The sequence below is a fragment of the Levilactobacillus yonginensis genome, assembly GCF_964065165.1.
GTDB classification, from domain to species: domain Bacteria; phylum Bacillota; class Bacilli; order Lactobacillales; family Lactobacillaceae; genus Levilactobacillus; species Levilactobacillus yonginensis_A.
Genome location: NZ_OZ061549.1, coordinates 2,025,221 through 2,040,545 on the forward strand (window position 1 = coordinate 2,025,221; position 15,325 = coordinate 2,040,545).

The following is a 15,325-nucleotide window of genomic DNA, read 5'->3' on the forward strand; positions in this document are numbered from 1 at the left end:
AAAATGGGTCTGGGACAAAAGTCCCAGACCCATTTTGCACTCCGAACGTATATGGTCGAAACGTGCGCCAAAAGGCAGTCAACTCCGCTTAACGTCGATAGACAAACAATCCAAAATCGGGATTATTCGTCTATCGACGTTAATGCTCATTGACTAACCGCCTTCTGTCCCACTCTCATTTTGATTTTTGTAGCTACTCAAGCGTTACCGAGTCATTTATTTGTAGACAATGCTGTAATCGCCTGAATCCTTTTGATGAGGGAAGTCGGTACCGGTGAAGGCGTTGGTGGGCATCCACGTGGTTAGGTCCTCATAGCTGTAGTTTTTTGTTGATTTAGTTTTAATCTGCCGGCTAGCGGTATCACTGTCGGTCATAATGCTGGCAATCTTACTGGATTTCTTGACGGGAATCAGATAGGCGTTGGCGTCACCGGCTGGGACCTTGCTGTAGACGGCGTAGACCGGAATTTTCTTCTGATGAAATTTGTAATTGAAGACGTAACGTTTGGTTCGGGGGTTAACCTTGACCTTGACCTGGCCGGTATCGTTTAGGTCAGTATTACCAAATTGCGCGGCAATCTTGGGTTCATAACTTAGTTTGGACTGTTTAAGTGCCAGCTGAACGACCGCCTTGCCACTGGAAACACCCGCTGGTAGGGGATTGGCTTGCTTATGATGGGTGGTGATATTCATGCCCAGAGCGAATAGCAGAAATAGGATGCCGACCCAGATTTGCCAGCCTTTGCGTGGTTGGCGCAGGTTGGTCCAGATTAAGAGGACGCCCCAAGCGATGAAGAACCAAGTGACAAATGAATTCATAAGTAGCCGACCTTTCCGTAGCAGAGTTAATTAGTTAGAAGTTTATCTACTTCTAGCTTAAGTCAGACTAGGTCAATCTACAATACCAGGTTTAGCCATTGTGAGTAGAGTTGTTGAGTGGGACGGTTAAAGCCATCAAAAAAGGTTCGAGCCAGTCAGCTCGAACCTCATTAACAGTTAGGGTTAAACATCCACGTGATGTTTTAAAGCGGGGAAGACGTGATAGTCTGCCCAGGCCATGACGATACCTTGGGTGACTAGCGCCCAAATGGTCCCGAAACCGATGGCGTTTAGCTCACCAGTAAAGATGTAGGACAAAACAATGATAGTGACCGGTGGGACGTAGCTGGCCCATTGCGCAATGACGGCGGAACCATGTAGGAATCGGAACCGCAGGATGTAAGCCACATCATCATTTGGATGCATGATGACGTTGCAGCGCTGGTAGATGGACACAGCGAAAGCGACCCCAATCAGCCCAATGATGTCAACGATGACCCGCCCCGTCAGGTTCAACTTACCCACGCCGACCCAGTTCCAGAAGTACCCGATCCATTCGACCAGATAACTGAAGGGGATGATGTAGAGGATGTTGGAGACGAACCGTTTGCGGTCGAATCGCCCAAGCAGCACCTGGTTCATCAAGGTGATGACGACTCCGTAAACGAACATGGTCGTGCCTAGGGGTACGTGAATCCAATTTGCCAGGTTCACGGATGAACCGGTCCACACCGCACTCCCGAGATTAGTCGAGATGGTGAGGGCGTTAGCGGCGGAGTTAAGTAAAATGGAGAACGTCAAAAAACGCATTCGTTGTCCGAAGTCCTTCATTTTCGCCACTACCGTTCACCTCTTCATTAGTCTAGTTTCTAGTTTAGCCGAATGACGAGGGAAGTAAAAGGCCTTTACGTTAATTTTACACTTCCGGGGTCCGAGCGGCGGCTCGGTTCACAAAGTTCTCGAAAATTTGACGTGACTCTTCGTGGTGCTTATACATGTTTTCGGGGTGCCATTGCACAGCTACGATTTGGTCACTGTTCTTGGACTCCAAGGCTTCAATGACCTGATCGTCCGCCTGCGCTGTAATTGTCAGGGAAGGTGCCACCTGGTTAACGGCCTGGTGATGGCGAGAGTTGACGTAAGGCCGAACACCGGTCAACTTGGCCAGCGTACTACCGGGCACAACGGTGATATGGTGGCTGGGTTGGTTGCCCGCGGCGGCCTGACTGTGTTTGATTTCAGCAGTTGGATCTTCGCTGAGGTCTTGATACAGGGTGCCGCCTAAGCCGACGTTGATCAGCTGGAGACCCCGGCAGATTCCCAGGATGGCTTTATTGGCAGCGACCGCTTGTTTAAGTAATTCAATCTCAAAGAGGTCACGTTTCCGGTAGGTCTTGCCCAAGCGCAGGTGAGGCTCCTCATCAAAGAAAGTGGGATCGACGTCAAAGCCACCGAGAAAAGCTACTCCGTCAAAGAGGGGTAAGTAATCGGCAACGTCTTCGGGGTCCACGCTAGGTAAAATGATGGGAAGGCCCCCCGCTTTCACGATGGCTTCAATCACGGGACGGGGCGCGAAGGCCGCATTTCGTTCGTTGATAATATTGGTTGCTTCGTCGAGTGTGTCGGCGGGTAAGGCAATTCGTGGGCGCATAGTGTCGCTTCCTTTCGGTGTTGTTTATCGACTAGTATACCCACTCCCACGGCTATTTGTCACGAATCCGAGAAATAGATCTGATGAAATAGTTAACAAATTACGGATTTAATTCTATAGTAAGGTAGTAGACTAATAAATTTAAGCGAGGTAGACATGATGACAGAACGGCAAGTGATTCAAGAAATTTTGAATTCCGAAGCGTTGGAATACAGCTTTGAAAACGTCGATGAGGATTCTAAAGAATACACGCTTTTGTTGAAACGGCAGGAACAAGATGTACGCCCGGTCGATGAACTGAACAACGAAATCAAGAAATACTTCCAGAGTGCTGACTTTGATTATCAAGAAGAATTGAACCCTGAAGGCGACGCTGATATTCGGTTGGTTATTAAGCGTAACTAGTTCAACAAGCAACAAGCGTGGGCTCAGTAGGTGTTGTTTTCTACTGGCACACGAAGCATAGGGGGTGAGCCGTCTGCTCAGCTCCTTTTTGTAACCTTAATTTTAGGAGGACGGTTGGCATGACGATTGAAGAATTGTACCGCACAATGGCGAAGAAAATGGGGCCGCAACCGTGGCTAAAACCAGGGACCCCGTGGGCCGAAACCCCGGTGGAAATCATGCTGGGCGCCATCTTGGTACAGAACACCAACTGGCGCAACGTTGAGCCGTCCCTGATCAATTTGAAACGAGAAACGGCCTTCAAACCCGCCCAACTCCGCCAACTCACGCCCGAGACGTTGGTACCACTGATCAAGACCAGTGGGTTCTACCAGCGGAAGGGGGCCGCTATTTTGGCCTTGGCTGACTGGCTCGGACAGGTCGCTGACGACTTAGACGCTCTCAAGCAACGGGATGGGACCAGTTTACGGCACGAGCTGCTGGGTATCACTGGTATCGGCAACGAAACGGCCGATTATATTTTGATGTACACACTGGACCACGGGACGTTCATGGTCGACACTTACGCGCGGCGGCTATTTGCGTGGCTGGGAGCAACCATGCCGAAGACCTATCCGGCGTTTCAGAAACAAGTCTTGGCTCGGTTCTCACTGGAATTGGCTGATTACCAGGAATTTCACGCGTTGATCGATGAGTTTGGTAAGCAAGTGAAGTCTGATGAAGCCTTTGCTCAGTCCTTTTTGGCTGGGCAGCGACTGACGTTGTAAACCTTAAGAAATTCACAAACCACCAGTGGGGCGAAACAAATTCTGGCCGCAACATCAACGGGCGTGCTATGATAAGTGCATTGAGTTTGGAACCGCTTCCGTTCGTGAAGCAAAGACTTGGAGGGAGATTTACATATGGCACTCAAACAACCGGAGAACTATCTGTTAGCAATCGACCAAGGCACGAGTAGCACCCGGGCGCTCATTTTTGATCACACGGGTCGCAAGGTGATTGAAGGATACAAGGAAGTTCCCCAATATTATCCCCATGCAGGCTGGGTTGAATCCGATGCGAATGAGATCTGGAACAGCGTCCTGTCGGTCATTGCCAGTGCACTGATCGATGCGTCGATTCATCCAGAAAATATTCAGGCTATCGGTATCAGTAGTCAACGGGAAACCACGATCGTTTGGGATAAAGTGACCGGTGAACCCATCTATCACGCCATTGGCTGGCAAAGTAAGCAGACGTCTAGTCTCGCTAAACAGTTAGTGGCTGAGGGCCGGGCCGAGGCCATTAAACAAAAGACTGGGCTGGTCGTGGACGCTTACTTCAGTGCAACCAAGGTGCGGTGGATTCTGGACCATGTGCCGGGCGCTCAGCAGCGGGCCGAAGATGGTGAGCTGTTATTTGGGACGGTCGACAGTTGGCTGGCCTGGAAGTTATCGGGTGGCAAGATTCACGTGACCGACTACAGTAACGCCAGTCGGACCATGTTATTTAACATTCACGACCTCCAGTGGGACCAAGATATTCTGAACTGGTTGAACATTCCAGCGGCCATGTTGCCCGAAGTGAAGTCTAGTTCTGAAGTCTATGGGGTTACCCAAAACTTCCAATTCTATGGTGTGGAAGTCCCAATTGCTGGGATTATTGGTGACCAATCAGCCGCACTGCTGGGGCAATTGGCCTTGGAACCCGGCACCGTAAAGAACACGTACGGGGATGGGGCCTTCGTCATGATGAATACCGGCCACGAGCCACAGTTGTCCGAACATAATCTGTTGACGACGATTGCCTATAAGCTAGATGGTAAAGTGACCTACGCACTTGAAGGGTCAATCCTGGTAGCTGGGACGGCGTTGGCTTGGTTACACGAAAGCATGCAAATTATCAGTAGTGTACCGGAGTCTCGACAAGCTGCCATGGCCTCGACGGATGACGATGAAGTTTACGTGGTCCCTTCCTTTAACGGGTTGGGGGCACCTTACTGGGATCCCGACGCTAAAGGAGCCGTCTTTGGCCTGACCCGGGGGACCAACCGGGAAGACTTTGTGAAGGCGACGTTGCAGTCAATTGCTTATCAAACCCGGGATGTCTTACGGACGATGAAGCAGGACACTGGGATTCAAATCTCAGAGTTGATGGCCGATGGTGGAGCCTCGCGGAACCGCTATCTGATGCAGTTCCAGGCCGATATCATCAACACACCAGTTCAACGAGCCGCCGATGAAGAAACTACGGCGATGGGGGCTGCCATTGCGGCGGGCCTAGCCGTTGGTTTCTGGGATAGCCTGGATGAAGTCAAAGAGATTCGGACGGCGGGTCGGCTCTTCACACCGAACATGGAAGAGGACCACCGGAATCGGTTGTACGCTGGTTGGCAACAGGCCGTTGCCGCTACCCGGGCCTTTAAGCCGGATCAAGATTAAGAAACTTTGCATTAGAAGTTAAAACTAGAGGAGTGGGACCAAAGGCGGTTAGTCAATGAGTATTAACGTTGATAGGCGAACAATCCTGGTCTTGGATTGTTTGTCTATCGGGGTTAAGCGGAGTTGACTGCCTTTTGTCGCACGTTTCGGCTATATATGTTTAAATCGCAATCAGGGTGAAGGACTTTTGTCCTTGACCCTTTTTGGTAGTGCCTTTAGGCCCAGTTGAGCACGCTAAAGCGTGCGAAACAAAAACCCACCCGCTATGCGGGCGGATAATAGATCGGTTGTACCAAAAAGCCCTCCATAAGAATTAGAATGTAGGTGTCGAAGCCAACATTGCTAAATCGAAAGGGGACTTTTTAAATGGCGAATAAACTCAACAGTCTTGCGCACACAAAGTGGTTATGCAAGTACCATATCGTATTCACTCCAAAGTATAGGAGAAAGATGATTTATAATCAATATCGACGTGACTTACAGGAGGATATTCGACTTTTATGCCAGTATAAAGGGGTCAAGATTTTGGAAGGTCATATGATGCCAGATCATGTTCATCTCCTGGTAAGTATCCCACCCAAGCTCAGTGTGTCGAGCTTTATGGGATATTTAAAGGGAAAAAGTGCGTTGATGATGTTTGACCAGCATGCAAATTTGAAATATAAATTTGGAAATCGACATTTCTGGTCAATCGGATACTACGTGAGCACGGTGGGCTTGAACGAAGCCACCATCAAAAAATATATTCGTGATCAAGAAAAAAGTGATCAGGCGGTGGATAGACTCAGCGTTCGGGAGTATGAAGACCCTTTCAAGGGTCAGGGTAAGTAATACAAACGCCGCTTAAAGCGGCAGCAAAAGTGGCAAACGCAATTTGGCTTTGACACACAAAAGCCAGCGCCTTGAGACGCTGGCCAGTATCCAGGGCTTATAGCCCTCGAGAAAACCACCCGTTCAACGGGTGGTTTTTATTTGCTGGCTGTTATCACTGATAATTTAGTTAAACAAATTGAATAGAGAGCTGATTTCCGGCAGCTGTCGCAATTTCACTAAGCAGTTTAACGGAAACATTCAGCCGTTTCAATGCGGGCAATAGTGGATTGGGGTTTGCCAACGAGTTCAGCAAATTCTCGTTGGGTAAGCTGTTTTTGGTATTGTTCCTTAACAATCTTGTTTCGGGGCGTTTTTGCAGGTTTTTTAGTGAATCCATGGGTAATTACGTAATGATTTCCTTCAAGGTGAAAATAAGTCACGCGTTAGGTGTTATTTCGTTGACGTGAGCGTATTTCGAATAAATTATCTGTAAGCTTGCGAATCCATCTTTGACGTTCAGCGGTATATAAACCGTACGTTTCAATTTTTAAAATCAATTCGGTTAGTTCAGCAGCGTCTTGGTGAGGTAGTGCATCTAGGGATTTTGAAAATTCGAACCAATCACAGTAGTCAAAAACCACGTAGCTTCACCTCATGACAGCCAATCTGCTATCAAGTAGCAACTACTTAGTATTGATGGCAGTGACTTTATTTTTAGGCCTGATACTAAATAACTCCGCAAAAAGAGGTTGCATTTTTGCGGAGTCGTTGATTTACTTGTATTTTTCTTCCAACTGACTCATCCAGTAGCCCAAGGCAATGCCGACCACTAAAGCGATGGCGCTGAGAATCAACGTTTGCCAGGTGGCACCAGCGTATGAAATACTTTCAGCAGCGTGACTGTTGGGCACCAAAATTAAGATGGTGCTGGCGGTGACAATTCCCAAAATGAAATGGTATACACGGGAATGGAATCGGTGAATCAAGTAGTCCATGCTCTTGGAGAAGAGGGCCATGGCCAGGATTCCCCCCAAGGTAATGGGCAAGTAGACGCCTAGAATATCGAAGTTTTTAAATCCAGTGAGCATTGGCGTGAAGAGTCCCAGAATCAGTAATAAGTTGGACGGGCTGAGCCCCGGCACAAGGACCCCCAGGGCAATCAGAGCACCAGCAATCATGAATCCCCCAAAATTAGCGGGCAGGGTGCCAAAGAGGTCACTCATAAAGTAGAGAAGCCCGCCACTAATCAGCAGGGTTCCCCAGAACCAGGCGTGGTCGGCCCCATCACGAGCCGTCTGAGAACTGGCCGTTTGCGTCAGGGCCGGTAACGTTCCTACAATGGCGCCCGCGAATCCCCAGAGAACGATGATCTGCCAGTGTGCCAGCAAGTATTCTAGCGGGGCCGAAAGGAGGGCAATACCCACGATTCCGCCCAGGCCGACTGGGACAAAATACCAAAAATCACGTTTAAAATTTTCTCTAAAGTGTGCCATGAAGCCTAGCAGGCGTTCGTAAATTCCTAGAATGGCGGCTAAGACACCACCAGAAACACCGGGTAAAATGAAGCCTAAAGCAATGATGACGCCCTTAAAAAAAGCGTTTCAGTGAGCTATCGCGTCGAGTCGTTTGCATAAGATTCTCCTTAACTGGTTCGGCGTGTTTTCCCTAAGATACCAGAATTAATGAGTTGGAACAATCAGCCAGCCCGTAAATACAGGATTTTTTAAAAATTCTGACATTGGGTGAAATAACTTAACCAGAACGAAAGAGAAGTAATCGAGTCATTTTTACCAGAGTTAGCGGTACCTGTGGTATACTGACACCAACAAAGGCGCAGGCATCTGACTGCCCGCGCCAATGTAGATGCCGTTAAAGACGGCTGGCAGTTGAAGGTAAACAAAAATCGTCTCTTCCGCTTGTCAAAGTTTAGAGGACGATTTTTATTTACCCTGGTTTTTGAAAATATGCCATGCGTTACGCAATCCACCCATGGCCTTGATCAACTTCGTCACGCGGCGTACCAGTAAGGTACAAAGCGAGACTAGTAAAATTAAGGTCATTAGTGTATCAAGTAAGGTAACAGCGAACCAAGACAAGACAACCTCCTTTCATGCGGTATGGTGAAACGCCTTGACTATTCAAGTCATGGGCACCAGTCCCTTATAATTAGATTTGCCAACCGTCATTAACCCTCTACGAGATTCAGTGTAACAGGTTTGAAGGGTTTTACGACGACAAACGCCTCTGTATCAGTATTTAGCTAAATTAATATTGATGGGATTATATAAAGAGGTGTGTGAAGAAATCTGGGTGAATCGGTGGTGTTCTGGCACCAACAAAGGCGAGGCATTAGCCTGCCAGAGCCAATGTAGATGCCGTTAAAGACGGCTGACAGTTGAAAGCAAACAAAAATCGTCTCTTCGCCTGTCAAAGTTTAATGGACGATTTTTATTTGCCCCGGTTTTTGAAGCGACGTTATGTAGGATTGAACGAAAAAAGGGCTGGTTCCCACACAAAAATGTGTGAGTACCAGCCCTTTAATTTTACGAAATTATTCTTTGGGTGTGGACCAGTAGTGTGCCCGGGCCAAAAGGTCCCGTGACCGCTCATCTGCTGGGACGAAGCCCTTATTAAACAAGTGTTTGAAGTACATCATGTTGTACAACGTTCCCCAAACGATTCCTTGGATAAATGGCCAGACCGTCGCAGTGAACTGAGCCAGTTGCGTTGCCGGAATGGACATCACCATGAGCATCGCTGCCCCCAGTTCAACCCCTAGGATACATAGGAGGTTGTACCAGTCGGCTCGGAAAATCGTTGGGAACGGTGGGAAGAGAAACATTGTCCACGAGAAGCCAACCTTGGCGATCCGCATGTTGCCCGTTTCAGGATTGACGACTGTCGCGTAGTTGGGCGGCAAGGGGAATCCTTGAGGGCCGTCACCATTTTGGTTATTTTGATCATCATCATCGTTGTTTAAGCCCTTGAAAGGATCTTGCATGTCATTTGCCAACTTTCTAAAAATTTCGTTCCTAATTCGTTAAATAAAAGTCTAACACGAAAAGTGGCCACTGCCTATTAATCTATTGACGTCGACTTAGTTTGACGACTGCTTCGCACCGCGCCGTCTGGGGCATCATGTCCACAGACTGGATGTAATCGACCTGATAATCATGGGTCAACTCAACCAAGTCCTTAGCCAATGTCGATGGGTTGCAGGAAATGTAGACGAGCTTATCTGGTCGCACACCGAGGATGGTATCAATCAGCGTGCCATCTAGACCAGTGCGTGGTGGATCTACCACGATGGCGTCCGGCCGGAAACCAGTCATGACCCATTTCGGCAGGAGTTCTTCAGCGGTTCCAACTTCGTAGTGGGCGTTGGTAATGCCGTTGGCCACAGCGTTTTCGTTAGCGTCCTCTACAGCTTCAGGAATGACGTCCATCCCCCGAACTTCCTCGGCCACGTCAGCCAGAGTCAGCCCAATCGTACCGATACCGGAGTAGGCGTCGACCACGGATTCGCCAGGTTGGAGGTTGAGGGCTTTCTTAGCTTCAGCATACAGAACCTCCATTTGGGCAGGGTTCAGTTGGAGAAAGGCCCGGGCGGATAGCTTGAAGGCCAACCCGTCGAGCTTTTCGGTAATGGTTTCTTCGCCAGCTAAATGGCGGGTGTCGTCGCCCCAGACCAGTGATGTCTTGCCGGGATTGACGTTTTGCATAACGGAGGTTACCTGTGGCAATTCCTTCGCAATGCGTTCCAACAGTTCCCGCTTGCGGGGGAGTTTTTGTGAGTTGGTGATGAAGACGAGTTGCACGTCATCGGTGTTGGCAGCGGCCCGAACGACCAGTGTCTTAACGATTCCGGAACCGGCTTCTTCATCGTAGATCGGCATGTCCAGGTCCTGTAACATGGCAACGACGGCCCGCATAACCGTCATGGTGACGGGCATTTGGACGGAACAGGTGGCTAAGTCAACCAAGTCGTGGCTGCGTTCGGCGTATAAACCAGCTTCAATCTGGCCCTCGGCGTTGCGGCGGACTTGGAACTGAGCCTTATTCCGATAACCATAAGGGTCAGCCATCCCCAGCGTTGGCCGCAGATCATAGTGCCGGTAACCTTCTGGTTGGTAACGTTCCAGGGACTGTGCCACGATGTCACGTTTAAATTTCAATTGTTCTGGGTAGTCTAAGTGTTCTAGCTCAAAGCCACCCACTTCGTCGGCGTAGCTGTCACGGGGATCGACCCGGTGAGGGCTGGCCTTACGGATGCGGTGAACTTTAGCTCGGAGAAAGCGGGTCGCCACGCTGGTGACTTCAACCACGGCTTCTTCATCGGTCAGGGCGCCGGGAACAAAAACGGCCATCCGCTTGTAATAGCCGATACCCTCGCCGTTGATACCCATTCGCTTGATGGTCAGTGGGAAACGTTGACCAACTTCGACCTGGACGCCTGGGTTTTCCCGGGCTTCCCGTTGGCGGTCGTTAAATCCGCGGTCGTGTTGGTTGTCATTGCGCCGAAAGCCGTTGTGGCCCCGGTCGTTCCGGTCAAAGTGGTTCCGCCGGTCGCTGTGTTCGTGCCGGTCGTTGCGGTCACTGTAGGTGCCGCGGTGATTCCGTGAATCAAAATTTGCCATATTTTCTCCTATTTTATAACGCATTAGTTAAGTGTCTTCAATTGCTACCGAACAGTTACGGTCTTGAATAGTATAACAAACTTTGTCGCTTCCTGGGGGTTGGGGCGTTTTTCCTAAAAATGGAGCCGTTTCCATAGGCAAGACCCGTCGATTTGGGTACAATATTGGTATCTAGCTGATTTGGTGGTGGTTGGCGCCTTACCGGTCGGTAGATATGGGCTGGAACGGTGCCGACACAACTTGAAGCCTCGCAACCCACGAGTCTCCAAGCTTGGCCTTATTCTAAGCCAGCGGGAAACCCATTCGCTAGCTAAGAATAACGACGCGCCTGAACCCATATCTACCGACCTCTCGGCTGACACTGACCACATACTAGCTTGGGTTCCAAACGTTTGATGTGGTGGTTGGCGCCTTGCCGGTCGCAGCAGATGGGCTGGAACGGTGCCGACACAATTTTAAGCCTCACCCAACCCGTGAGTCTTAAAACTTGGTCTTATTCTAACTGCCAGAAAACCACTGGCACTAAGAATAACGAGGCGCCTGAGCCTATCTGCTGCGACCTCTCGGCTGACACTGGCCATTCACCAGCTTGGTTCCCAAACGATTGGCGTGGTGGGGTCAAATGGCCTTGATTGGTGAGACCTTTGCAACCACATAGCAGGATAGGTTGGCTACGGAGCTGCGCCACTGCTGCCATGAATCACTAACGTAGCCGGAGGGCGACAGGGGTGGTGGCAGCTGTGTCGGTGGTCTTAGCTCGGTGAATTTTCCGAGGTTAGACCACGGGACGAGCTTGAAAACGCGCGGGCTTGGCGTGGTTTCAAGTCGAGCCGGAGGACCGCCCCTCAGGCCGCAGGCGGTCTCCACAGCGGGTACCACCCCTGGCGGCCGGAGGCGGCCAATAAAACACCAAAGTAATCAAGGAAAATCAGAGGAGGCAACATAATTGAGTTTGATTTCATTGAAAGGGGTCAGCTACCGTTCGGGTGACGAACAGATTCTGAACGGCATCGACCTCGACATCGAGGCACAGGAGTGGGTCACCATCGCCGGTCCATCCGGCGGGGGGAAGTCGACCCTGGTGCGAATCATTGCCTCACTTTTAAGCAAGACCGCGGGGGAGCTGACGTTTGACGGGCAGCCCATCGAAAGCTACGACCCGATCGCGTATCGGCGGCGCGTTTCCTACAGCGTGCAGCAGCCGACTTTGTTTGGACAAACGGTGCGGGATAATCTGAGTTTTCCGTACCAGATTCGGCAGCTACCGTTTGACCAGCAGCGGGCCATCGATGCCCTGGAATACGTTGGTTTAGCGGCCAGTGACCTGGATAAACCGGTGATCGACCTTTCCGGGGGTCAGCGGCAACGGGTCGCGCTTCTTCGTAACGTCATGATCTATCCAGAAGTCTTGATTTTGGATGAGGTGACGGCTGGGCTGGACGCAGAAAATAAGTCGTTTGTCTGGCAGATGATCCGGCACTTCAATCGGGAAGATAAGCTCACGATTATTGCCATCACCCACGACCAGTCAGAAATCGACGACGCGCAACGGTTAGTGATGGTCGAGAACGGCCGCATCGTGGCGGGAGGTGCCCAATGAATTTAGCAGTCAATAATCAGTCGTTGATGCTGGCGCTGGGCCTGGTGGTCATCGCCCTCATCATCGGTTGGAAAGAAAAATTAGGCATCGACCGTGACATGATCATCGGCGTGGTGCGGGCCATCGTGCAGCTCTTTATCGTCGGGTATCTGTTGAAGTACGTCTTCAAAGTTGATAACGTGTGGCTGACCAGCACGCTGATTTTAATCATTATTTTTAACGCCAGCTATAATGCTAAACAGCGCAGCAATGGGATTCCACACGCACTACCAATTTCGATTGGCGCCATTCTGGCCAGCACGGCCGTGACGCTGGGCGTACTGATGTGGTCCGGCGCTATCAAATTCATTCCGTCGCAGATGATCCCCATTTCCGGGATGATTGCGTCAAACTCAATGGTCGCCATTGGTCTGTGTTACCGCAACCTCAACTCGCAGTTCCGGTTGGAGCGACAGGCGGTCACGGAAAAATTGGCGTTGGGCGCCGACTTGAAGGACGCGTCACGCGACATCGTGCGGGATTCCATTAAGACGGGGATGCAGCCGACGATTGACTCCGCCAAGACCATGGGAATCGTGAGTCTGCCGGGGATGATGTCCGGCCTGATTTTCGCTGGAGTTGACCCGGTACACGCTATCAAGTATCAGATCATGGTAGTCTTCATGTTGATGTCAGCCACCAGTATCGGATCGGTTTTGGCCTGTTACCTGGCATACCGGGGATTCTATAATAAACGTAAACAGTTGGTCATTCCGTCAAATTAGGAGGTAATCATATGTCACAACGAAAAGTTGCATTAGTCACTGGTGCGTCATCTGGAATCGGTAACGCCATTGCTCGCAGTCTGCACCGCAACGGGGTCATCGTCTACGCCGGGGCGCGGCGGGTCAGTCGGATGAACGATTTGGACGACCTGGGGATTACCACACTGCCGTTAGATGTCACGGACGCTACCAGTGTGGAACACGTTGTCGACCGCATTGTCAGTGAGACTGGTCGGGTGGATATCCTGGTCAACAACGCTGGCTACGGCCTGATGGGGGCGTTAGAGGATGTACCCCTGGAACAGGCGCAAGATCAATTCGATGTGAACTTATTTGGGGCGGCCCGGTTGATTCAGTCGGTGCTGCCGATGATGCGGCAACAACACGCTGGTCGGATCATCAATATTACCTCGGTTGACGGCAAAATAGCCCAACCGCTGGCTAGTTGGTACGTTGCTTCCAAGTTTGCCTTAGAAGGCCTCTCTGACGCGTTACGCTTGGAGCTGGAACCACTGGGCATCCATACTGTCGTCATCGAACCCGGGGCCATTCGCTCCGAGTGGGCCGACATTGCCACGAAACATTTGCAGGAAACCTCTGCTAAGGGCCCGTACCAACCAACGGCGGACCGCGCAGCGGCGATTCTGGCGGCGGTCAAACAGTTCTCCAGCAAGCCCCAGGTCATCGCGCGGTTGGCCGACAGAGCAGCGTTGTCTCGGCGCCCGAAGACCCGTTACCATGCGGGTTCTGGTAGCCAGTTACTCTACTTGAAACCATTTATGTCCGACAAGATGATCGACCGGATGTGGCGGGTGGTTGGTGAAGCGGCACAACGAATTACCCACTAACCCGAGTGTCGTTGCTGTTAATCAGAAACCTGTTATACTTAAATCAACCAGAACACTAGGGGTGTCCACGATTGGGCTGAGACGCGGGTGACCGCGATCCCTTAGAACCTGTCAAGTTCAGACTTGCGGAGGGAACGTGTCGTGGCACCGAACAGCGGGCCGCCGGTTCACACGCGTGAGCTGGCGGCCCGCTTTGTCTCGTTGGTAAATTGGTCGCCTCCGGCTGGCAGGGCGGGCGACCGCTGTGGGGACCGGAAAAAGCCGAAGAGCGGTCTTTTTCCTCGACTGGTAGCCCCGCCCAACCCGCGGGTCTCCCAGCTCGTCCCACGCTGTAACTTGGTAAACCACCAAGTAACACCGTCGACACAGCGAGCACCCACCCTGCCAGCCTTCGGCTACGGTTGCGTTTAAAGTAAAGCGTCGCCAGCGCTAGTGTGACTGGGCTGTTGTAACCAACGACAATCTGGTCGTGCACCTGTGATCAGATTGGTACGATTCATCGTTCCGCCGCAGTCTCACTGTGACCGGTTCACTCTGGAAAAATCTATAGGGGGATTCACCATTATGAAAGTAGACTTGTTGAATGAGCTTCGGAAGCAGAATCCAATCGTTTTTAACATCTCCAACTTCGTCACAGTTCAAGACGTGGCTAACGGTATCAACGCGTTGGGCGCGTCGCCGATCATGTCCGAAGAAGTGGGTGAGGCCGAGGAAATGGTTGGCTTGGCCAGTGCCGTTTGCCTGAACCTGGGGGCGTTTACGCAGACCCAGGTCGAACAAATTCGGACGGTGGGGCGCTTGGCAAACCAGCAGAAACGGCCGTTGGTGGTCGATCCGGTAGCGGTGGGGGCCGTTCATTACCGGAAACGCATCACCACGGGCTTACTGGCCGACTTTCACCCGGATGTCATTCGCGGGAATGCCGGTGAGATTGCGGCGTTGGCCGACGTTGATTGGCAGGCGAAAGGCATTGATGCCGGCGAAGGTAGCGGTGACCTGGTGACCATTGCGCAGGCCTGTGCTAAGAAGCAGGGCTGCGTGGTCATTTTATCCGGGCCGACCGATATTATTACCGATGGGACCCGCACGACCAAGGTCTTGAACGGTACGCCGTTGTTCCAGGTCCACGTCGGCTCTGGCGATATGTTATCCAGTATTGTGGCGGCGTTCTGTGCCATTGAAGAAGACAGTTTTGAAGCAGCACAGACGGCCTGCCTGGTCTTTGCGGCGATTGGCCAATTAGTAGTCAAACAGTCGCCAGACGTGGGTGCTGGAAGTTTTATCGTGAAATTATTAGATGCTTTACAGAGGACAACGGTTGCAGATATTTCAGCAATTGCAGCCTACGAGTAAGAATCAGAAGGGATG

15 protein-coding genes and 1 riboswitch are annotated in these 15,325 nt (G+C 51.0%); of the genes, 8 read left to right on the top strand and 7 right to left on the bottom strand.

Annotated elements, in window-relative coordinates:
* Nucleotides 1–216: 216 nt before the first annotated feature.
* The 3 genes from AB3Y94_RS09485 to AB3Y94_RS09495 form a co-directional block, all read right to left on the bottom strand.
* Nucleotides 217–819 (bottom strand): hypothetical protein, encoded by a 603-nt coding sequence (locus tag AB3Y94_RS09485; protein WP_367296005.1) that lies wholly within the window; start codon nucleotides 817–819, stop codon nucleotides 217–219.
* Between the two features lie 183 nt (nucleotides 820–1,002).
* Entirely contained in the window at nucleotides 1,003–1,659 is a 657-nt protein-coding gene (locus AB3Y94_RS09490; RefSeq protein WP_367296006.1) for a hypothetical protein, read from the bottom strand.
* Nucleotides 1,660–1,735: 76 nt separating this feature from the next.
* A complete protein-coding gene (locus AB3Y94_RS09495) occupies nucleotides 1,736–2,470 on the bottom strand; it encodes a gamma-glutamyl-gamma-aminobutyrate hydrolase family protein (RefSeq protein WP_367296007.1) in 735 nt (244 codons plus the stop codon).
* 159 nt (nucleotides 2,471–2,629) lie between these two features.
* On the opposite strand from AB3Y94_RS09495, the gene AB3Y94_RS09500 reads away from it, so the two are divergent.
* The 4 genes from AB3Y94_RS09500 (at nucleotide 2,630) to tnpA (ending at nucleotide 6,126) form a co-directional block, all read left to right on the top strand.
* Complete coding sequence (locus tag AB3Y94_RS09500) at nucleotides 2,630–2,875, top strand: hypothetical protein (RefSeq protein WP_367296008.1); 246 nt, start codon at nucleotides 2,630–2,632, stop codon at nucleotides 2,873–2,875.
* Between the two features lie 119 nt (nucleotides 2,876–2,994).
* Complete coding sequence (locus AB3Y94_RS09505; protein ID WP_367296009.1) at nucleotides 2,995–3,642, top strand: endonuclease III domain-containing protein; 648 nt, start codon at nucleotides 2,995–2,997, stop codon at nucleotides 3,640–3,642.
* 135 nt (nucleotides 3,643–3,777) lie between these two features.
* On the top strand, nucleotides 3,778–5,295 hold the full coding sequence (gene glpK, locus AB3Y94_RS09510) for a glycerol kinase GlpK (RefSeq protein ID WP_367296010.1): 1,518 nt from the start codon (nucleotides 3,778–3,780) through the stop codon (nucleotides 5,293–5,295).
* 366 nt (nucleotides 5,296–5,661) lie between these two features.
* Entirely contained in the window at nucleotides 5,662–6,126 is a 465-nt protein-coding gene (gene tnpA, locus AB3Y94_RS09515) for an IS200/IS605 family transposase (RefSeq protein WP_367295194.1), read from the top strand.
* A gap of 227 nt (nucleotides 6,127–6,353) precedes the next feature.
* Here the strand turns inward: tnpA and AB3Y94_RS09520 are convergent, their stop codons facing one another.
* From AB3Y94_RS09520 to rlmD, 4 genes are all read right to left on the bottom strand, one after another.
* A complete protein-coding gene (locus AB3Y94_RS09520; RefSeq protein ID WP_367296011.1) occupies nucleotides 6,354–6,548 on the bottom strand; it encodes a helix-turn-helix domain-containing protein in 195 nt (64 codons plus the stop codon).
* A gap of 333 nt (nucleotides 6,549–6,881) precedes the next feature.
* Nucleotides 6,882–7,688: a DUF368 domain-containing protein gene (locus tag AB3Y94_RS09525; protein WP_367296507.1), complete on the bottom strand. Its 807-nt coding sequence runs from the start codon at nucleotides 7,686–7,688 to the stop codon at nucleotides 6,882–6,884.
* Nucleotides 7,689–8,659: 971 nt separating this feature from the next.
* Entirely contained in the window at nucleotides 8,660–9,109 is a 450-nt protein-coding gene (locus AB3Y94_RS09530; RefSeq protein ID WP_367296012.1) for a hypothetical protein, read from the bottom strand.
* An 82-nt stretch (nucleotides 9,110–9,191) separates the two neighbouring features.
* A complete protein-coding gene (rlmD, locus tag AB3Y94_RS09535) occupies nucleotides 9,192–10,745 on the bottom strand; it encodes a 23S rRNA (uracil(1939)-C(5))-methyltransferase RlmD (RefSeq protein ID WP_367296013.1) in 1,554 nt (517 codons plus the stop codon).
* 946 nt (nucleotides 10,746–11,691) lie between these two features.
* Between rlmD and AB3Y94_RS09540 the strand changes: the two genes are divergently transcribed.
* From AB3Y94_RS09540 to thiM, 4 genes are all read left to right on the top strand, one after another.
* Nucleotides 11,692–12,345, top strand: a complete 654-nt coding sequence (locus AB3Y94_RS09540) for an ATP-binding cassette domain-containing protein (protein WP_367296014.1) — start codon at nucleotides 11,692–11,694, stop codon at nucleotides 12,343–12,345.
* Nucleotides 12,342–13,109 carry an ABC transporter permease gene (gene fetB, locus AB3Y94_RS09545; RefSeq protein WP_125691230.1) on the top strand — a complete coding sequence of 256 codons (768 nt, stop codon included), beginning with the start codon at nucleotides 12,342–12,344 and terminating at the stop codon, nucleotides 13,107–13,109. The genes AB3Y94_RS09540 and fetB overlap by 4 nt, the downstream gene beginning before the upstream one ends.
* 11 nt (nucleotides 13,110–13,120) lie before the next feature.
* Nucleotides 13,121–13,957 (top strand): oxidoreductase, encoded by an 837-nt coding sequence (locus AB3Y94_RS09550; protein WP_367296015.1) that lies wholly within the window; start codon nucleotides 13,121–13,123, stop codon nucleotides 13,955–13,957.
* 47 nt (nucleotides 13,958–14,004) lie between these two features.
* Nucleotides 14,005–14,109: riboswitch (TPP riboswitch) on the top strand.
* Between the two features lie 412 nt (nucleotides 14,110–14,521).
* A complete protein-coding gene (gene thiM, locus AB3Y94_RS09555; RefSeq protein WP_367296016.1) occupies nucleotides 14,522–15,310 on the top strand; it encodes a hydroxyethylthiazole kinase in 789 nt (262 codons plus the stop codon).
* Nucleotides 15,311–15,325: the final 15 nt, after the last annotated feature.